The following is a 17,745-nucleotide window of genomic DNA, read 5'->3' on the forward strand; positions in this document are numbered from 1 at the left end:
CTCCCCGTCAGGGGAGGGGGAACGGCGTCACGCGTGGATCGGCTTGCCCGTCACCGCCATCGCGGCTTCCTTGATCGCTTCGGAATGCGTCGGGTGCGCGTGGCAGGTGTAGGCAATGTCCTCGCTGGTGGCGCCGAACTCCATCGCCTGTGCGACCTGCGCGATCATCGTGCCGGCGGGCACCGCGATGATCCAGGCGCCCAGCACGCGATCGGTCTTCGCATCCGCGATCACCTTCACGAAGCCGTCCGGCTCGTGGTTGGTCTTGGCGCGGCTGTTGGCGAGCATCGGGAACTTGCCGACCTTCACCTCGCCGCGTTCCTTCGCGGCTTCCTCGGTCAGCCCGACGCCCGCGATCTCGGGCCAAGTATAGACGACCGAGGGGATGATGTCGTGGTTCACGATGCCATGCTGGCCGGCGATGTTCTCCGCCACCGCAATGCCTTCGTCCTCCGCCTTGTGCGCCAGCATCGGGCCGGGGACGACGTCGCCGATCGCCCATACGCCGTCGACCTTGGTGCGGAAATCGTGGTCGATCTCGACCTGGCCGCGCTGGTTGGTGGAAAGTCCCGCGGCCTCCAGATCGAGGCCGTCGGTGTTGGCGCGGCGCCCGATCGACACCAGCACGCAATCCGCCTCGATCGTGGTCGCCTCGCCACCGGCGGCGGGTTCGACCGTCAGCGTCGCGGTGTCGCCGGCGACCGCGACATTGGTGACCTTGGTCGACAGCTTGAACTCGATCCCCTGCTTCTTGAAGATCTTGTTGGCTTCCTTGCGGATGTCGCCGTCGAAGCCGGGCAGGATCTGGTCGAGGAACTCGACGCAGGTGACCTTCGCGCCCAGCCGGCGCCACACGCTGCCCAGCTCCAGCCCGATCACGCCGCCGCCGATGACGACCATGTGCCGCGGCACCTTGGGCAGTTCCAGCGCGCCGGTCGAATCGACCACCACCTTCTGGTCGATCTCGACGCCGGGAAGCGGCGTGACCGAGGAGCCGGTAGCGATGACGATGTTCTTCGCGGTGACGGTCTGCCCCGCCACCTCGACGCTGTGCGCATCCTTGAACGCGGCGCGGCCCTTCAGCCACGTCACCTTGTTCTTCTTGAACAGGAATTCGATCCCGCCGGTCAGCTGCTTCACCGCATCGCGGCGCTGCGCGTGCATCGTCTCCAGATCGAGTTCGACCTGCGTCCGGATGCCCAGCTTCGCCATCGTGCCGTTGGCCGCGTGATCGTACAGCTCGGACGCGTGGAGCATCGCCTTGGACGGGATGCAGCCGACGTTGAGGCAGGTGCCGCCCAGCGTCTCGCGCGCCTCTGCGCAGGCGGTCTTCAGCCCCAGCTGCGCCGCGCGGATCGCGGCGACATAGCCGCCGGGGCCGGCGCCGATCACGAGGACGTCATAGTCGTATTCAGCCATTACAAACCCTTCCGTGCTCCGGCGCAGGCCGGAGCGTTGGCCTCACGCGCAAACGTCGTCGAAGAGATCGCGCCAATCGGGATTTTGCTCCTCGATCAGCCGCAACTTCCACGCGCGCTTCCATTTCTTCATTCGATGCTCGCAGGCGCGCGCGTCCTGCAAATCGTCGAAATATTCGTACCACACGAGCAGTACGCAACCCTTGTCGCGCGAATGCCCGTCCATCACGCCGTTGCGGTGCTGCCATGCCCGCTGCGGCAGGTTGCTCGTCACGCCCAGATACGTCTGCCCGCGGCGATGGTTCGCCATGAGGTAGACGCATCCGGATTTCACCGTTCGTCACTTTCGCCGTGCTCCGGCGCAGGCCGAAGCGTTGGAGGGTAGGCGATCGCGTCTGGCTTCATCGCCCCACCTCCAGCGCTCCGGCCTGCGCCGGAGCACCGCGTTCTTGGATCACAGGTCGATCAGGATCCGCGTCGGGTCTTCGATCGCGTTCTTCAGCGCGACCAGGAAGGTCACCGCCTCGCGGCCGTCGATCAGGCGGTGGTCGTAGCTGAGCGCGAGGTACATCATCGGGCGCACCACGACCTGGCCGTTGCGGACCACCGGGCGATCCTCGATGCGGTGGAGGCCCAGCACCGCGGACTGCGGCGGGTTGATGATCGGGGTCGACATCAGCGAGCCGAAGACGCCGCCGTTGGAGATGGTGAAGGTGCCGCCCTTCATCTCGTCCATCTTCAGCGTGCCGTCCTTGGCGCGCTTGCCGAAGTCGCCGATCGTCTTCTCGATCCCCGCGACCGACAGGTCCTGCGCATCGCGGATCACCGGCACGACCAGCCCGTTGGGCGCGCTGACCGCGACCGAGATGTCGGCGTAATCGTGATAGACGATCTCGTCGCCCTCGATCGAGGCGTTGACGGAGGGGATGTCCTTCAGCGCCATCGTCGCGGCTTTCACGAAGAAGCCCATGAAGCCCAGCCGCACGCCGTGCTTCTTCTCGAACAGGTCCTTGTACTTCGCCCGCGCCTCGATCACCGCGGTCATGTCCACGTCGTTGAACGTGGTCAGCATCGCGGCGGTGTTCTGTGCTTCCTTGAGGCGCTTGGCGATCGTCTGGCGCAGGCGCGTCATCTTGACGCGCTCTTCCTTGCGGCCGGTCGACGCGGCGACCGACGGGGTCGGCGTCGGCTGCGCGGCGGGGGCAGGGGCCGGCTTGCTGGAGGCGGCGGCGGCGACATCCTCCTTGGTGATGCGGCCGTCCTTGCCGGTGCCCTTCACGGTCGAGGGGTCGACGCCATGCTCCAGCACCGCGCGACGCACCGACGGCGAGAGTGCCGCGGGCGAATCGCTGCTGACCGGCGCCTCGGCGTGATTGCCATAGCCGGCGGCCGGCGCGGCCTCTGCCGCAGGAGCGGGCGCAGCGGCGGCGGCAGGAGCGGCAGCGGCGCCGTCACCGCTCTCGATCGTGGCGAGCATCGCGCCCACCTCGACGGTGTCGCCGACCTTGACCGCATGCTGGCCCATCACGCCGGCGACGGGGGAGGGGACCTCGACCGAGACCTTGTCGGTCTCCAGGCTGGCGATCGGCTCGTCGGCCGCGACCGGGTCGCCGGGCTGCTTCAGCCACTCGCCCAGCGTCGCCTCGGTGATCGATTCGCCCAGCGTCGGGACGGTTACTTCGGTTGCCATTGTCGTCTCGCCTTCAACATCTGCGCGGGCGGGCCACGCTCGTCCTGGGGGATGGGTGGTGGGATCAGCTCGCCGGCTTGCCGGCCTTCTTGGTCGTCTCGGCCTCGCGGGTGCGGCGGATCTCGTCGCGCACATTATGGCCCAGCGCGTCCGCGATCAGCGCACCCTGCTCGGCCTGGTGGCGCTTCATCAGACCCGTCGCGGGCGAGGCGGCGGCGGCGCGGCCGGCATAGCGCGGACGCTTGACCGGCGCATTGGCGGTGCCCAGCGCTTCCTCGATGAACGGCTCGACGAAGAACCAATAGCCGTTGTTCTTCGGCTCTTCCTGCGCCCAGATCACTTCCTCCAGCTTCGGCATCCGCGCGATACGCTTCGCCAGCGCCTCGGTGGGGAAGGGGTAGAGCTGCTCGATACGGACGATCTGCGTCGCCGTGTCGCCCGCCGCGTCGCGTGCCTCGATCAGGTCGTAGGCCAGCTTGCCGGTGCACAGCACCAGCCGCGTCGTCTCCGCATCCGGCGCGCCGTTGGTGTCCGACAGGATGCGGCGGAAGTGGCTGTCGCCCTGGAAGTCCGCCGCCTTGGACACCGCCAGCTTGTGGCGCAGCAGCGATTTGGGGGTCATCACCACCAGCGGCTTGCGGAAGGTGCGGTGCATCTGCCGGCGCAGCAGGTGGAAATAGTTGGCCGGCGTGGTGCAGTTGGCGACCTGCATATTGTCGCCCGCGCACAGCTGGAGGAAGCGCTCCGGACGCGCCGAGCTATGCTCCGGTCCCTGGCCCTCGTAACCATGCGGCAGCAGCATGACGAGGCCGTTGGCACGCAGCCACTTCGCCTCGCCGCTGGCGATGAACTGGTCGATCATGATCTGCGCACCATTGGCGAAATCGCCGAACTGCGCCTCCCACATCACCAGCGTCTTGGGGTCCGCCAGCGCATAGCCATATTCGAAGCCGAGCACGCCATATTCGGACAGCGGGCTGTCGAGCACCTCGAAACTGCCATGCTCGATCGTCCACAGCGGCACGTATTTGTGCTCGTCATTCTGGTCGACCCACACCGCATGACGCTGCGAGAAGGTGCCGCGACCCGAATCCTGACCCGACAGGCGGACGCCATAGCCCTCCGACAGCAAGGAGCCGAAGGCCAGCGCCTCGCCGGTCGCCCAGTCGAAATTCTCGCCGCTGGCGAACATCTGGCGCTTGGCGTCGAGCACGCGCGCCAGCGTCTTGTGGATCGCGATGCTGTCCGGGACGGTGGTCAGCGTGCGGCCGATCGCGTCGAACAGCTTCATCTCGATGCCGGTGTCGACGCTGCGGCGCGACGTCTCCGGATCGGCGGGCGCGTGGAGGCCCGACCAGCGGCCCGCGAACCAGTCCGCCTTGTTGGGCTTGTAGCTGGCGCCGGCCTCGAACTCACCCTCCAGCAGGGTGGTGAACTGCGCGACATTGTCGTCCAGCCACGCCTGGTCGACCACCTTCTCCGCGATCAGGCGCTTGCCGTAGATCTCGGAGACGGGCGGGTGGCTGCGGATCGCCTTGTACATCAGCGGCTGGGTGAAGCCCGGCTCGTCGCCCTCGTTATGGCCGAAGCGGCGATAGCACCACATGTCGATCACGACGTCGCGGTGGAAGGTCTGGCGATATTCCATCGCGATCTTGGTCGCGAAGGTCACCGCCTCGGGATCGTCGCCGTTGACGTGGAAGATCGGCGCCTGCACCCCCTTCGCCACATCCGATGGATAGGGCGAGGAGCGCGCGAACTGCGGGCTGGTGGTGAAGCCGATCTGGTTGTTGATGACGAAATGGACGCAGCCGCCGGTGTTGTAGCCGCGGATGCCCGAGAAGCCGAAGCATTCCCACACGATCCCCTGACCCGCGAACGCCGCATCGCCGTGGATCAGCACCGGCAGCGCGCGCGAGTGCGTGTCGAGATCGCTGGAGATGGTCTGGATCGCGCGGACCTTGCCCAGCACGACTGGGTCCGCCGCCTCCAGATGCGATGGGTTGGCGACCAGCGACATATGCACCTTGTGCCCGTCGAACTCGCGATCGGTGGACGTGCCGAGGTGGTATTTCACGTCGCCCGACCCGCCGATGTCGTCGGGGTTGGCGGAGCCGCCCGCGAATTCATGGAAGATCACACGCAGCGGCTTGGCCATCACGTTGGCGAGCACGTTGAGGCGCCCGCGGTGCGCCATGCCGAAGACGATCTCGTTGACGCCGGCCGCGCCGCCGTATTTGATGATGCTTTCCAGCGCCGGGATCATGCTCTCGCCGCCATCGAGGCCGAAGCGCTTGGTGCCGACATATTTGCGGCCCAGGAACTTCTCCCACTGTTCGGCTTCGATGACCTTGTTCAGGATCGCCTTCTTGCCGGCGACGGTGAACTCGACCCCCTTGTCCTTGCCCTCCATGCGCTCCTGGAGGAACTTGCGCTCCTCGACATCGGCGATGTGCATATATTCGAGGCCGACATTGCCGCAGTAATTGGCGCGCAGCGTGTCGACGACCTCGCGGATCGACGCCCATTGCAGCCCCAAAGTGCCGCCGAGATAGACCAGGCGGTCGATGTCGGCGTCGGTGAAGCCGTAATATTCGGTGGTCAGGTCGGCCGGCAGCTCGCGCAGCCCCGACAGGCCCAGCGGGTCGAGGTTCGACGCCAGATGGCCGCGCACGCGATAGGTGCGCACCAGCATCTGCGCGCGGATCGCGTCGGCGGCGGCGCGGGCGATATCCTCCTGCGAGGGCGCGGCGGCGGCGGGGGGCCGCGGCGGCGGGCTTGCCCTTCTGCGGCTTGGGCGCGGGCTCCATCTGCGTCGGGTCGAGCGCCGCGGTGAGGTCGTCGGTGGTCGACAGCGGCCAGCGCGCATTGGACCAGGACGGACCGCTCATCGATCCCTCCAGCCCTTCGAAGAACGAGCGCCAGCCCGGCTCGACCGTGTCGGGGCTGGTCTTGTACTTCGCATAGAGCGTGTCGATGAAGGCCGGCGATACGCCGCCCGCGATGTCACCGAAATCCTGGCCTTCGTAGCCCATGTCTTCTTCCTCAGGCCCCTCTCCCGACGGGAGAGGGAGGGGCCCGCCCGGCGCCGCGCATGCGGTGCCGGGTGGGAGGGTGAGGGTGAGTGCGCCCATCGCCCTCACCCTTCCGCCGCCTGACGGCGGCTCCCTCCCTCTCCCGCGGGGAGAGGGAGAGCGGTTACTTGTTCAGCACGCTCAGCAGCGTGGAACCCAGTTCGGACGGCGAGGAGGCGACCTTGATCCCGGCCTCTTCCATCGCCGCGATCTTGTCCTCCGCGCCGCCCTGGCCGCCCGACACGATCGCGCCGGCATGGCCCATGCGACGTCCCGGCGGCGCGGTGCGGCCCGCGATGAAGCCGGCCATCGGCTTCTTGCGGCCGCGCTTCGCCTCGTCCTTCAGGAACTGCGCCGCCTCTTCCTCGGCCGAGCCGCCGATCTCGCCGATCATGATGATCGACTGGGTCGCCTCGTCGGCCAGGAACAGCTCCAGCACGTCGATGAAGTTGGTGCCGTTGACCGGATCGCCGCCGATGCCGACCGCGGTGGTCTGGCCCAGCCCGGCGTTCGAGGTCTGGAACACCGCCTCATAGGTGAGCGTGCCCGAGCGCGACACGACGCCGACCGAGCCCTTGCGGAAGATGTTGCCGGGCATGATGCCGATCTTGCACTCGCCGGGCGTCAGCACGCCGGGGCAGTTCGGGCCGATCAGCCGCGACTTGCTGCCCGACAGTGCGCGCTTGACGCGCACCATGTCGAGGACCGGAATGCCCTCGGTGATGGTGACGATCAGCGGCACCTCGGCATCGATCGCTTCCAGGATCGAATCCGCGGCGAAGGGCGGCGGCACGTAGATCACCGACGCGGTGGCGCCGGTGGCGGCGACCGCCTCGTGCACGGTATTGTAGTTCGGCAGGCCCAGGTGCGTCGTGCCGCCCTTGCCCGGGGTGACGCCGGCGACCATCTGCGTGCCGTAATCGAGCGCCGCCTGCGTGTGGAAGCTGCCGGTGTTGCCGGTCATCCCCTGGGTGATGACCTTGGTGTTCTTGTCGACGAGGATGCTCATTCGCGTTCCATCCTTACCACCCCGGCGTAGGCCGGGGTCCAGTTGGGAAGGCCGTCATGGTCGGGCGATGCGATCGTAGAGGTCGTCCCATTCCGGGTTGAGCCCCTCGATCTCCCGCACTTTCCAGTCCCGCCTCCACTCCTTCATCTGCAGCTCGCGCTGCCGTGCGGCTTCCCAGCTGTCGTGCGCTTCGTACCAGACGAGCAGATGACAGCCGTATCGTTTCGTGAACCCTTCGACGGCGCCGTTGCGATGCTCCCAAGCCCGCTTCGGCAAGTTCACCGTCGATCCCAGATAGAGCGTCCCGTTGCGGCGACTGGCCATGAGATAGACATAGGCCGATCCGATCATCGCCGGGGACATCCCAACTGGACCCCGGCCTGCGCCGGGGTGGTATCAACTCCTTCTTACGCCAGCGATCCGTCGATGCCCTTGCAGGCGACCAGCAGTTCCTTGACCGCGTCGACCGAGACCTGAAGGTTCGCCTTCGCCTCGTCCGACAGCTTCACCTCGACCACCTTCTCGACGCCGCCGGCGCCGATCACGACGGGCACGCCGACGTAGAGGTTGTCGATGCCATATTCACCCGACAGGTTCGCCGCGGCGGGCAGGATGCGCTTCTGGTCATACAGATACGCCTCCGCCATCGCGATGCCGCTGGTGGCGGGCGCGTAATAGGCCGAGCCGGTCTTCAGCAGCGCGACGATCTCGCCGCCGCCGCCGCGCGTGCGCTTGATGATCTCGTCGACCTTCTCCTTGGTGGAGAAGCCCATCTCGATCAGATCGGCGACCGGAATGCCGCTGACGGTGGAATATTCCAGCACCGGCACCATCGTGTCGCCGTGGCCGCCGAGCACGAAAGTGTTCACGTCCTTCACCGACACGCCGAACTCCTCGGCGAGGAAGTGCGAGAAGCGCGCCGAATCGAGCACGCCGGCCATGCCGACGACCTTGTTGGCGGGCAGGCCGGAGAATTCGCGCAGCGCCCACACCATCGCGTCAAGCGGGTTCGTGATGCAGATCACGAACGCGTCGGGCGCATTGGCCTTGATGCCCTCGCCGACCGCCTTCATCACCTTCAAGTTGATGCCCAGCAGGTCGTCGCGGCTCATGCCCGGCTTGCGCGCCACGCCTGCGGTCACGATGATGACGTCCGCGCCGGCGATGTCGGCATAATCGTTGGTGCCGGTGATCGTGGCGTCGAAGCCCTCGACCGGGCCGCACTGGCTGAGGTCCAGCGCCTTGCCCTGCGGCACGCCCTCGACCACGTCGAAGAGGACGATGTCACCCAGGCCCTTGAGTGCTGCCAGGTGCGCGAGCGTGCCGCCGATATTGCCGGCGCCGATCAGCGCGATCTTCTTGCGAGCCATCCCATCCCCTTCCGTGCGTTGACGTGCGTGTGAATGGTCATGCCGCCTACGCCCTTCGTTCTTCAGGGGCAACCCGCTAAAGCATGAGTCTTAAAAGTTTTACTGCAAATGGTTCGCAGGAGCGATAAGGTCGATCGTCACCCCGGACTTGATCCGGGGTGACGGAGAGGGGATCTGGCCCGCGCGCCGTCAGACGCAGCAAAGCTGCGCCTTGTGGCGCGCTGTGCTGCGCTGGCCGGGCTGGCGGGCGTGCGGCGTAGCCGTGCTACGCCGTCTCGCCCGCGGCGCCGTGCCCTTCTTGCAGATATTCCTCCGACCGCATCTCCTCCAGCCGGCTCACCGTCCGCTGGAATTCGAACGCGCCGTCGCCGCGCGGGTACAGCACGTCCGGCTCGGCATCCGCCGCCGCCAGCAGCTTCACCTTATGCTCGTACAAGGCGTCGATCAGGCTGACGAAGCGCGCGGCTTCGTTGCGGTTTTCCGGACCCAGCACCGGCACGCCGACCAGGATGACGGTGTGATAGCGCCGCGCGATCGCGAGATAGTCGGCCGACCCGCGCGCCTCGCCGCACAGCTTCCGGAAGCTGAACACCGCGACGCCCTTCAGCGCCTTGGGCACGCGCAGCGCCCGGCCCTGCACCACCAGCTCCTCCGACGGCACATGCTCGCGGTCCTCGGGCGGATAGTCGGTCAGGCGGAAGAAGGCGGCGGACAGTTCCGCGGTCGCCGCCGCGCCGTTGGGCACCAGCCACGTATTCTGCTGCCCCAGCCGGTCGCGGCGATAGTCGACCGGGCCGTTGAGCGCCAGGACGTCCAGCCGCTCCTCGATCAGCGCGATAAAGGGCAGGAAATGCTCGCGGTTGAGGCCGTTCTTGTAGAGGTCGCGCGGCGCGCGGTTGGAGGTGGTGACGATCGTCACTCCCGCCTCGATCAGCGCGGTGAACAGCCGCGAGAGGATCATCGCGTCGGGGCTGTTGGTGACCATCATCTCGTCGAACGCGAGCAGCCGCGCCTCCTCCGCCAGCGCCGCGGCGACGGGGGCGATCGGATCGCCCAGCTCCTTGCGGCGCTCGATCGCGATGCGGCCGTGGACCTCCAGCATGAACTCGGCGAAATGGACGCGGCGCTTGGCCGGCAGTGCGACCTGCGCGTAGAACAGGTCCATCAGCATCGACTTGCCGCGACCCACGTCGCCCCACAGGTAGATGCCGCGCGCGGGCACGGCGCGGCGGCGGAAGAAGCCGGTGGTGCGGGGGTGGGCCAGTTCCTTCGCGAGCGTGTTGAGGCGTTCGGCGGCGGCGCGCTGTTCGGGATCGGGGCGCAGCTCGCCCGCGGCGATCAGCTGGTCGTAGGCGTGGAGTACCGTCATGTCATTCCCGTCATGCCGGGTTGCGGAGCGATGGACCCCGGATCAAGTCCGGGGTGACGGGGCTACCGCCCCGGCTTGCGGATCGTGCCCGAAAACTCCGCCACGGTGTCTGATCCCTGCACCACCAGCCCGCGCAGGAACAGCAGCCGCCCGGTTTCGCGCAGCAGCTCCACCTGCGCCTCGACGGCCTCGCCGATGCGCCCGCCGCCGATGAAATGGGTGTTGAGGTCGAGCGTCACCGCGGTGCCCGCGCCGATCAGCCCGAAGCTGCGCGCCGCCGCGAACAGCGCGACGTCGATGAACCCCAGCAGCGCGCCGCCGTGCATCCGGTCGGCGAGGTTGGAATGCTGCCGCTCTGGCGTCATCCGCACGAACGCTCTTGGGCGGCTGTCCGGGTTATCCTCCGCGCGCACCATCATCTCGCCCAGGAAGGCGTTGTAGCGCGTCGGATCCTTGAACCCCCAGCGCATCCAACCGGGGTGATCGGGATGTTCCTCGTACAGGAACTCGGGCCGGGGGTCGTCGTATCGCTCCACGGGATCAGACGATCCGCTCGACTTCCATCTTCTTGATCTCGGCGATTGCCTTGGCCGGCGACAGCCCCTTGGGACAGGCGTTGGCGCAGTTCATGATCGTGTGGCAGCGATACAGGCGGAACGGATCCTCCAGCGCGTCGAGCCGCTCGCCGGTCATCTCGTCGCGGCTGTCGGCCAGCCAGCGATACGCCTGGAGCAGGATCGCCGGGCCGAGGAACTTGTCGCTGTTCCACCAATAGCTGGGGCAGGAGGTCGAGCAGCAGGCGCACAGGATGCACTCGTACAGGCCGTCGAGCTTCGCGCGCTCCGCCGGCGACTGGAGCCGCTCCTTGCCCGCGGGCGGCGGGGTGACCGTCTGCAGCCACGGGGTGATCGAGGCATATTGCGCGTAGAAGCGCGTGAAATCGGGCACCAGATCCTTGATGACGTCCATCGCGGGCAAGGGCGTGATCTTCACCTCGCCCTTCACGTCCTCGATCGCGGTGGTGCAGGCGAGGCCATTCTTGCCGTCGATGTTCATCGAGCAGGAGCCGCAGATTCCCTCGCGGCAGGAGCGGCGGAAGGTGAGGCTGGCGTCCTGCTCCGACTTGATCTTGATGAGCGCGTCGAGGACCATCGGGCCGCATTCGTCGAGATTGACCTCGAACGTGTCGTAGCGCGGGTTCTCGCCCGAATCGGGATCGTAGCGGTAGATCTTGAAGTTGCGCATCGCGCCGCCCGGTTGCGGCGAGGGGATCTTGCGCCCGCCCTTGATCTTGCTGTTCTTCGGGAGCGTGAACTCGGCCATGCGCGCGTCTCGTCTAGTCGGTCGGCGGCCGGCACGCACGGTCGCGCGCCGGTCCCGGTCGTGGGCAGGCGGGTACAGGATCGCGGCGGCGGCCGCAAACCTGCGCCCTCTTGCCCGCCTAAGTAACGACTAAGCCGGGCGGCTCAAGAGGCTATTGCGCGGCCGGGCCGGTCAAGAGGCTATCGCACGCTCCAGCGCGGCGATGTCGATGCGGCGCATCTCCATCATTGCCGCCATCGCCTTCGGGCCGTGGACCGGATCGCTGTTCAGTTCCAGCAGGCGGACCGGCGTGATCTGCCACGACACGCCCCAGCGATCCTTGGGCCAGCCGCACGCGCTCTCGGTCCCGCCGTCGGCGAGGAAGGCGTCCCAGTAGCGATCGACCTCCGCCTGGTCGTCGCACAGGATCATCAGCGAGGCGGCCTCGCTCTGGCGGAAGGTGTCGCCGCCGTTGAGCAGCGCGAAGTGGCGCCCCGCCAGCGTGAACTCGACCGTGAGCACGGCGCCGGCCGGGGTGGAGGGGTTGTCGAGCGGCGCGCGCATGATGCCGGTGATCGCGCTGTCGGGGACCAGCGCGGTGTAGAAACGCGCCTGTTCCTCCGCGGTGCCGTTGCTCCACAGCCAGGTGACGACCTTGTCCATATCATCCTCCTCCCGATCAGGCGCGGCGCGGGCCGACGAGGCCGAAGGCGGTGCCGTGCGGATCGTGCGCGACCACCGAATAGCGGCCGCCGGGGATCTCGTCCGGTCCCTGCAGGATGGTGCCGCCGCCGTGCGTCAGCCGCGCCGCCGCGGCGTCGATGTCGTCGACCGCGAAATAGAAGCGCCAGCCGGGCGCGCCGCCGGGCGGGGTGTTCATCGACGCGCCGATCGCCACGCCGCCCGACTGGATGAACTTATAGTCGCCCAACGGCCCCATCGGCATCGCGCCGGCATGGTGCCAGCCGAGCAGATCGGCGTAGAAGGCGAAGGAGCGGTCCTGATCGGCGGCGGTCAGCTCATTCCATACCGCATGGCCGGGCGCGGGCGCTCGCTCGCGTGGAATGCCTGCGAGCGGTCGGCGGCGGGGCCGCTCATCACGTAGAAGCGGTGGCCGTCGGGATCGACCAGCAGCGCGATGCGTCCCGTGCCGGGCAGGTCGACCGCGGGGATCGGTGCCTGCGCCCCCGCCGCCACAGCCTTCTCGATCGCGGCATCGACGTCCTCGACCACGGCGTAGAAGCACCAGCCGGGTTCCATGCCGGCGAACGGCGGGGGTGCCATCAGGCCGCCGATCCGCTCGCCATGGGGCGCGACGAACTCGCGATAATCGAACTGGTTCTCGCCCGGGGGCGGGGGTGGATCGTCGGGGGCGGTGGTCCAGCCCAGGACGTGGCCGTAGAAGGCCTCCGCGGCGTCAGGATCGGGGCTGACCAGCTGATACCAGACGGGGGTGCCATGCGGGTTGGTCATCATGCGTCTCCGGGCAAATGGGTCAGGCGGTGCGGTCGAGCAGGACCGAGAAGCCGCCGAAGATCATGCGCTGGCCGTTCCACGGCGGATCGCCCGCCGCGGCCATGCGGCCGTCCGCCATCAGGCGGTTCCAGGCGTCGTCGCGCACCGTGCGCGAGGGCCATTCGACCCAGCCGAAGCCGACCTGCTCCGCGCCCTCGATCGCGACCGCGCGCGCGAAGTCGGTGGCCTCGCCGGCGGGCACGTCGTCGGCGCGGGCGTCGAGCACGCGCAGCGCGCCATGCTCCAGAAACAGCGGCGCGAGCGCGGCGGCATGATCGCGATAGGCGTCGCCGGCGCCGCCGTGGAGCGGCAGGACGACGCCGTCGACGAACCCCGTGCCGGTTCCGTCGCCCGAGTCGCTAACCGCGGCGAACCCGCCATAGATCATCCGGCGCGCATCGAACGGCATGTCCTTGCCCATCGCGGCGAAGCGGGGATCGTTGCGGATGCGGTCGTTGGCCGCGTCGCGGGTGGCGCGATCGGGATATTCGAACCAGCTGAACAGCACCGCCTCGTCCGCGGTCGCCTGTACCGCGCGATGCATGTCGGTACGGGTGCCGTGCGGGACGTCCTCGCCCCATGTCTCGACCATGCGGGTGACGCCCAGTTCCAGCAGCAGGTCCGCGGCGCGGTCGGCATGGGCGCGATAGGCATCGCGGTTGGCGACGGGGACGGGGGTCAGGAAGCCTTCGACATAGGTCATGCGGTTTCTCCCTCACGCTGCTTCTGCTGCTCCAGCCAGGCGGCGAATTCGGGCGGCGGCGCGCCGGTGAAGCCCGCCAGCTGGTCCGCCAGCGCGCGCTGGAAGGCGGGGCGCGCCTCGCCGCGCGCGACATAGGCGGCGAGCGTCGGCTGCTCCGCCAGCAGCGGGTCGTCGCGCAGGATGCGCAGCACCGCGACCATCAGCAGGTCGCCCGCGCTGAACGTGTCGCGATACCATTCGCGGTCGTCCAGTCGCGCCGCGGTTTCCGCCAGCCGTCCGCGGATGCGCGCTTCGATCGCGGGCAGGCGCGGTGCGGACCACGGCTTGTCCGCCTCGAACAAGGTGGCGATCGCCTGGTCCATGATCGGCGGTTCGACCGTGTTGAGCGCGGAGAACGACCATTCCAGCGCCTGCGCGCGGGCGGCCGGATCGGTCGGGAGCAGCGCGGTGCCCTCGGCGAGGTGGAGCACGATCGCGCCCGATTCGTAGAGTGTCACCGCGCCGTCCTCATAGGTCGGCACCTGGCCATAGGGCTGACGCGCGCGATGATCGGGCTGTTTCTGCTGGCCCTGCGACAGATAGCGCACCGTATAGGGTCGGCCGATCTCCTCCAGCGCCCAGCGCACGCGCAGGTCGCGCACCTGCCCGCGCGCGAAATCGGGCACCCAGTCGAACGCGGTGATGACGGGGGTCTGCATCACGCCGCTCCCGCCGGGGCGGCGGCGTTCTGCTCGGCGATGATGTCCTCGGCACCTGCCTCCATGAACATGGTCTCCCAGGTGTGGCCGTCGGGATCCTCGAACGCGCCGCCGTACATGAAGCCCTGGTCCTCGATCGCGCGCACCTCGCGTCCGCCCGCGTCGCGCGCCGCGGCGGTGATCGCGTCGACGCCGTCGCGGCTGTCGAAGGACAGGCAATAGAGCGCGGCGCTGGCAGCGTGCGCATCCGCGATCGGTTTGTTGGTGAAGGTGGCGTAGAACGCATGGTCGAGCAGCATCACATGGATCGCCTCCGACCAGACCATCGCGCTCGCCTGTTCGTTGGAGAAGGCGGGGTTCCGGGTGAAGCCCAGCGCCGCGTAGAAACGGGTGGCGCGCGCCACGTCGGTGACGGGCAGGTTGATGAAGATCATCTTGGTCACGGCATCGCTCTCCTATGCGACTCGTTGTTTGCCTTTGATGCGCGCATCGGTTAGTAAAAACAACCATGAAGTTAGAAAAAGTAACCGAGTCGGCGATGCGCTGGTATGACGATGCATGCGGCACCGCGCTGGGGCTGGAGTTGCTGGGCGAGCGCTGGTCGATGTTGATCGTGCGCGAGCTGATGTTCGGCGCGCGGCGCTTTTCCGAGGTGCGCGCCGGGCTGCCGGGGATCAGCGCCAATGTGCTGACGCAGCGGCTCGACGGGCTGGCGCGCGCCGGCGTGCTGGTGCGCCACGGCGCGCCGTCGCCGCTCTACGAGCTGACCCCCTGGGGTTATCAGGCGGAGGAGACGATCCAGGCGCTGGGGCGCTGGGCGGCGCGCTCGCCCGCGCACGACCCCACGCTGCCGCTGTCGGCGGCGTCGATGATGCTGTCGCTGCGCACCATGATCGACCGCACGCGGGCGCGGGGCATGACGCTGACGCTCGGCTTCCGCTTCCCGCGCGACTCCTTCGTCGCGCGGCTGGCGGACGGCGCGCTGCCGATCGTGCGGGCGCCGGCCGCGGGGGAGGTGGTGTTCGATACCGTGCCCGAGGTGCTGGCGGGCATCATCTATGGCAAGCGCCCGGTCGACGCGGCGGAGGCGGCCGGCGACCTCGTCTTCCACGGCAACCGCGCCGGTGCGGAGGCGTTCATCGACCTCTTCCACCTGCCGGAGAAGGCACGGATGCCGCACGCGCCGGGTTGACGCGGGCGCGATCCGTTCTCACTGGTTGGGCCTACTCCAGCGAACGGCTTATCCGATGACCGATATCCCGAACACCCAGCCCGACAGCCGGGACACCACGATCCTGGACGCGCCGGACAAGATGGTCAGCGTGCGCGACCTGTTCGGGATCGACAGCGACATGCAATGCCCCGCCTTCTCCGAGGCGGACGAGCGGGTGCCCGACCTCGACCCCGCCTATGTGTTCGATCCCGACACGACGCTGGCGATCGTCGCCGGCTTCGCGCACAACCGACGCGTGATGGTGCAGGGCTATCACGGCACCGGCAAGTCGAGCCATATCGAGCAGGTGGCGGCGCGGCTGAAGTGGCCGTGCATCCGCATCAACCTGGACGCGCACATCAGCCGCATCGACCTGGTCGGGCGCGACGCGATCGTGCTGAAGGACGGCCAGCAGGTCACCGAATTCCGCGAGGGCCTGCTGCCCTGGGCGTTGCAGACGCCGACCGCGCTCGTCTTCGACGAATATGACGCCGGGCGCCCCGACGTGATGTTCGTGATCCAGCGCGTGCTGGAGACGGAGGGCAAGCTGACCTTGCTCGACCAGAACCGCGTCATCCGCCCGAACCCGCACTTCCGCCTGTTCGCGACCGCCAATACGATCGGTCTGGGCGACACCAGCGGGCTGTATCACGGCACGCAGCAGATCAACCAGGGCCAGATGGACCGCTGGAACGTGGTGGTCACGCTCAATTACCTGCCCGCGGTCACCGAGGCGCAGATCGTGCTCGCCAAGTCGGGCGAGTACGACAAGCCCGAGGGCAAGAAGGTGGTGGAGAACATGGTCCGCGTCGCCGATCTGACGCGCCGCGGCTTCGTCAACGGCGACATTTCGACCGTGATGAGCCCGCGCACGGTCATCACCTGGGCGCAGAATGCGATGATCTTCGGCGATGTCGGCTTCGCGTTCCGGCTGTCGTTCCTCAACAAGTGCGACGAGGCGGAGCGCTCGCTGGTGGCGGAATATTACCAGCGCGTGTTCGGCAAGGACCTGCCCGAGAGCGTGGTGGGGAAGGCTTGAGGGCAGGGGTGGACTAGGATATTAGTCCACCCGGGAGACAAGCGATGGCAGAGGCCGATCCGCAGAAGACCTTCAACGTCCACGACGCGAAGACGAACTTTTCGCGGCTGATCGATCGCGCCCATGCGGGTGAGGAGATCATCGTCGCCAAGGCGGGCGTGCCCTATGCCAAGCTAGTGCCGATCGACCCGCCCGCCCCGAAGAAACGCGTGCCGGGGCGGTGGAAGGGGCTGAAGCTGTCGTATGACGAGGTGATGGCGCCCTGCTTCACCGATCAAGAATGGCGCGAGATCGAAGAGCGCAGCATCTGTCCGTCGGACGATTGATGCGGACGCTGCTCGATACTCACGCGCTGCTCTGGTGGTGGCTGGATGATGCGGCATTGCCGGAGCGGACGAGACGGGTGATCGAGGATGCCGGCAACGAGGTGTTCGTCAGCGCGGCGACCGGCTGGGAGATCGCGATGAAGGTCCGGCGAGGAAAACTGGCGGCCATAGAGGATCGTATGCCCCGATTCGAGCAGGCGATCGCCGACGACGGGTTCCGCCCGCTGGCGGTATCGATGACCCACGGTTTGCGCGCCGGAGCATTGCCCGGGATACATAGTGACCCGTTCGACCGCATCCTCGCCGCGCAAGCTCTGGTGGAAGGTTTGGTGCTGGTGACGCGCGACCGCGCCATCCTCGATTTCGGCTGTGAGACACTCTGGTAATGGCCAACGACACCCCCCTCGATCGGTTCAAGAACGTGCTGGGCGGCGCGGCGCGGGCGCTGTCGGACGAGGCGGAGCTGGAGCTCGCCTTCACCGCGGACGCGCCGGCGCAGTCGGGCAAGCATCTGAAGGTGCCGATGCCCGCGCGGACGCTGCCCGCCGACCAGGTGGCGGAGGCGCGCGGGTTCGCGGACAGTTTCGCGCTGCGGTTGCGGCACCACGACACCGCGCTCCATGCCAAGGGTGCGCCGGCGGAGGCGGTCGCGCGCGCGGTGTTTCGACGCGGTGGAGACGGCGCGGGTCGAGGCGCTGGGTAGTCGCGGCTATCAGGGCATCACCGACAATCTCGCCAGCGCGATGGACGTGCGGCTGCGCGCCGACCCGATCACCCGCGCGCGCAACCGCAGCGAGGTGCCGCTGTCGACCGCGCTCCAGCTGCTGGTGCGCGAGGCGCTGACCGGGCAGCCGGCACCGGCCGCGGCCGAGCCGGGGCTGGCGCTGGTGCGCGAGTGGATCGGGGAGAAGACCGATCTGGAGGCGCTGGCGCTGGCGCTCGACGACCAGCGCGCGTTCCAGGGGCTGACGCGCAAGCTGCTGGAGGATCTGGAACTCGTCGAGGCGAGCAGGAGCCGC

Annotated in this window: 19 protein-coding genes and 2 pseudogenes; 5 read left to right on the top strand and 16 right to left on the bottom strand. The window is 68.0% G+C overall.

Going from position 1 to position 17,745, the window contains the following annotated elements; translation table 11 throughout:
• Positions 1–27: 27 nt before the first annotated feature.
• The 16 genes and pseudogenes from lpdA to PGN14_RS14415 form a co-directional block, all read right to left on the bottom strand.
• Complete coding sequence (gene lpdA / locus PGN14_RS14340; protein WP_335300270.1) at positions 28–1,419, bottom strand: dihydrolipoyl dehydrogenase; 1,392 nt, start codon at positions 1,417–1,419, stop codon at positions 28–30.
• A 42-nt stretch (positions 1,420–1,461) separates the two neighbouring features.
• Positions 1,462–1,752: a GIY-YIG nuclease family protein gene (locus PGN14_RS14345; protein WP_335300271.1), complete on the bottom strand. Its 291-nt coding sequence runs from the start codon at positions 1,750–1,752 to the stop codon at positions 1,462–1,464.
• 120 nt (positions 1,753–1,872) lie between these two features.
• On the bottom strand, positions 1,873–3,108 hold the full coding sequence (gene odhB, locus PGN14_RS14350; RefSeq protein WP_335300272.1) for a 2-oxoglutarate dehydrogenase complex dihydrolipoyllysine-residue succinyltransferase: 1,236 nt from the start codon (positions 3,106–3,108) through the stop codon (positions 1,873–1,875).
• Between the two features lie 64 nt (positions 3,109–3,172).
• A pseudogene (locus PGN14_RS14355) lies at positions 3,173–6,143 on the bottom strand (2-oxoglutarate dehydrogenase E1 component).
• A 163-nt stretch (positions 6,144–6,306) separates the two neighbouring features.
• Entirely contained in the window at positions 6,307–7,191 is an 885-nt protein-coding gene (gene sucD / locus PGN14_RS14360; RefSeq protein WP_335300273.1) for a succinate--CoA ligase subunit alpha, read from the bottom strand.
• A gap of 54 nt (positions 7,192–7,245) precedes the next feature.
• Positions 7,246–7,542 (bottom strand): GIY-YIG nuclease family protein, encoded by a 297-nt coding sequence (locus PGN14_RS14365; RefSeq protein WP_335300274.1) that lies wholly within the window; start codon positions 7,540–7,542, stop codon positions 7,246–7,248.
• Positions 7,543–7,598: 56 nt separating this feature from the next.
• Positions 7,599–8,561: a malate dehydrogenase gene (gene mdh / locus PGN14_RS14370; protein WP_335300275.1), complete on the bottom strand. Its 963-nt coding sequence runs from the start codon at positions 8,559–8,561 to the stop codon at positions 7,599–7,601.
• A 265-nt stretch (positions 8,562–8,826) separates the two neighbouring features.
• On the bottom strand, positions 8,827–9,930 hold the full coding sequence (gene zapE, locus PGN14_RS14375; RefSeq protein WP_335300276.1) for a cell division protein ZapE: 1,104 nt from the start codon (positions 9,928–9,930) through the stop codon (positions 8,827–8,829).
• Between the two features lie 62 nt (positions 9,931–9,992).
• On the bottom strand, positions 9,993–10,466 hold the full coding sequence (locus PGN14_RS14380) for a PaaI family thioesterase (protein WP_335300277.1): 474 nt from the start codon (positions 10,464–10,466) through the stop codon (positions 9,993–9,995).
• A 4-nt stretch (positions 10,467–10,470) separates the two neighbouring features.
• Entirely contained in the window at positions 10,471–11,253 is a 783-nt protein-coding gene (locus tag PGN14_RS14385) for a succinate dehydrogenase iron-sulfur subunit (RefSeq protein ID WP_335300278.1), read from the bottom strand.
• A gap of 171 nt (positions 11,254–11,424) precedes the next feature.
• Complete coding sequence (locus PGN14_RS14390; RefSeq protein ID WP_335300279.1) at positions 11,425–11,895, bottom strand: VOC family protein; 471 nt, start codon at positions 11,893–11,895, stop codon at positions 11,425–11,427.
• A 16-nt stretch (positions 11,896–11,911) separates the two neighbouring features.
• A complete protein-coding gene (locus PGN14_RS14395) occupies positions 11,912–12,298 on the bottom strand; it encodes a VOC family protein (RefSeq protein ID WP_335300292.1) in 387 nt (128 codons plus the stop codon).
• Positions 12,247–12,708, bottom strand: coding sequence for a VOC family protein (locus PGN14_RS14400; protein WP_335300280.1), 462 nt, complete (start codon positions 12,706–12,708; stop codon positions 12,247–12,249). The genes PGN14_RS14395 and PGN14_RS14400 overlap by 52 nt, the downstream gene beginning before the upstream one ends.
• 19 nt (positions 12,709–12,727) lie before the next feature.
• Positions 12,728–13,450 carry a DUF1428 domain-containing protein gene (locus tag PGN14_RS14405; RefSeq protein ID WP_335300281.1) on the bottom strand — a complete coding sequence of 241 codons (723 nt, stop codon included), beginning with the start codon at positions 13,448–13,450 and terminating at the stop codon, positions 12,728–12,730.
• A complete protein-coding gene (locus PGN14_RS14410) occupies positions 13,447–14,148 on the bottom strand; it encodes a glutathione S-transferase family protein (RefSeq protein ID WP_335300282.1) in 702 nt (233 codons plus the stop codon). Before PGN14_RS14410 ends, PGN14_RS14405 begins: the two co-directional genes overlap by 4 nt.
• The gene (locus PGN14_RS14415; protein ID WP_335300293.1) at positions 14,148–14,582 is read right to left on the bottom strand and encodes a VOC family protein; all 435 of its coding nucleotides are present in this window, start codon (positions 14,580–14,582) and stop codon (positions 14,148–14,150) included. Before PGN14_RS14415 ends, PGN14_RS14410 begins: the two co-directional genes overlap by 1 nt.
• 74 nt (positions 14,583–14,656) lie before the next feature.
• On the opposite strand from PGN14_RS14415, the gene PGN14_RS14420 reads away from it, so the two are divergent.
• The 5 genes and pseudogenes from PGN14_RS14420 to PGN14_RS14440 form a co-directional block, all read left to right on the top strand.
• On the top strand, positions 14,657–15,340 hold the full coding sequence (locus tag PGN14_RS14420; RefSeq protein ID WP_335300283.1) for a winged helix-turn-helix transcriptional regulator: 684 nt from the start codon (positions 14,657–14,659) through the stop codon (positions 15,338–15,340).
• Positions 15,341–15,395: 55 nt separating this feature from the next.
• Positions 15,396–16,400 (top strand): cobaltochelatase subunit CobS, encoded by a 1,005-nt coding sequence (gene cobS, locus PGN14_RS14425; RefSeq protein WP_335300284.1) that lies wholly within the window; start codon positions 15,396–15,398, stop codon positions 16,398–16,400.
• A gap of 44 nt (positions 16,401–16,444) precedes the next feature.
• Positions 16,445–16,726, top strand: a complete 282-nt coding sequence (locus PGN14_RS14430; RefSeq protein WP_335300285.1) for a type II toxin-antitoxin system Phd/YefM family antitoxin — start codon at positions 16,445–16,447, stop codon at positions 16,724–16,726.
• Entirely contained in the window at positions 16,726–17,112 is a 387-nt protein-coding gene (locus PGN14_RS14435) for a type II toxin-antitoxin system VapC family toxin (protein WP_335300286.1), read from the top strand. Before PGN14_RS14430 ends, PGN14_RS14435 begins: the two co-directional genes overlap by 1 nt.
• Positions 17,112–17,745 (top strand): annotated as a pseudogene (locus PGN14_RS14440) (cobaltochelatase subunit CobT); the annotation flags it as partial. The gene PGN14_RS14435 and the pseudogene PGN14_RS14440, both read left to right, overlap by 1 nt.

It is taken from the genome of Sphingomonas adhaesiva (assembly GCF_036946305.1).
Lineage (GTDB): Bacteria > Pseudomonadota > Alphaproteobacteria > Sphingomonadales > Sphingomonadaceae > Sphingomonas > Sphingomonas adhaesiva_B.

Coding starts and splice junctions, on each gene's coding strand:
- lpdA (WP_335300270.1), bottom strand. CDS start 1,419: ATGGCTGAATACGACTATGACGTCCTCGTGATCGGCGCCGGCCCCGGC.
- odhB (WP_335300272.1), bottom strand. CDS start 3,108: ATGGCAACCGAAGTAACCGTCCCGACGCTGGGCGAATCGATCACCGAG.
- sucD (WP_335300273.1), bottom strand. CDS start 7,191: ATGAGCATCCTCGTCGACAAGAACACCAAGGTCATCACCCAGGGGATG.
- PGN14_RS14365 (WP_335300274.1), bottom strand. CDS start 7,542: ATGATCGGATCGGCCTATGTCTATCTCATGGCCAGTCGCCGCAACGGG.
- mdh (WP_335300275.1), bottom strand. CDS start 8,561: ATGGCTCGCAAGAAGATCGCGCTGATCGGCGCCGGCAATATCGGCGGC.
- zapE (WP_335300276.1), bottom strand. CDS start 9,930: ATGACGGTACTCCACGCCTACGACCAGCTGATCGCCGCGGGCGAGCTG.
- PGN14_RS14385 (WP_335300278.1), bottom strand. CDS start 11,253: ATGGCCGAGTTCACGCTCCCGAAGAACAGCAAGATCAAGGGCGGGCGC.
- PGN14_RS14390 (WP_335300279.1), bottom strand. CDS start 11,895: ATGGACAAGGTCGTCACCTGGCTGTGGAGCAACGGCACCGCGGAGGAA.
- PGN14_RS14400 (WP_335300280.1), bottom strand. CDS start 12,708: ATGATGACCAACCCGCATGGCACCCCCGTCTGGTATCAGCTGGTCAGC.
- PGN14_RS14405 (WP_335300281.1), bottom strand. CDS start 13,450: ATGACCTATGTCGAAGGCTTCCTGACCCCCGTCCCCGTCGCCAACCGC.
- PGN14_RS14410 (WP_335300282.1), bottom strand. CDS start 14,148: ATGCAGACCCCCGTCATCACCGCGTTCGACTGGGTGCCCGATTTCGCG.
- PGN14_RS14415 (WP_335300293.1), bottom strand. CDS start 14,582: ATGATCTTCATCAACCTGCCCGTCACCGACGTGGCGCGCGCCACCCGT.
- PGN14_RS14420 (WP_335300283.1), top strand. CDS start 14,657: ATGAAGTTAGAAAAAGTAACCGAGTCGGCGATGCGCTGGTATGACGAT.
- cobS (WP_335300284.1), top strand. CDS start 15,396: ATGACCGATATCCCGAACACCCAGCCCGACAGCCGGGACACCACGATC.
- PGN14_RS14430 (WP_335300285.1), top strand. CDS start 16,445: ATGGCAGAGGCCGATCCGCAGAAGACCTTCAACGTCCACGACGCGAAG.
- PGN14_RS14435 (WP_335300286.1), top strand. CDS start 16,726: ATGCGGACGCTGCTCGATACTCACGCGCTGCTCTGGTGGTGGCTGGAT.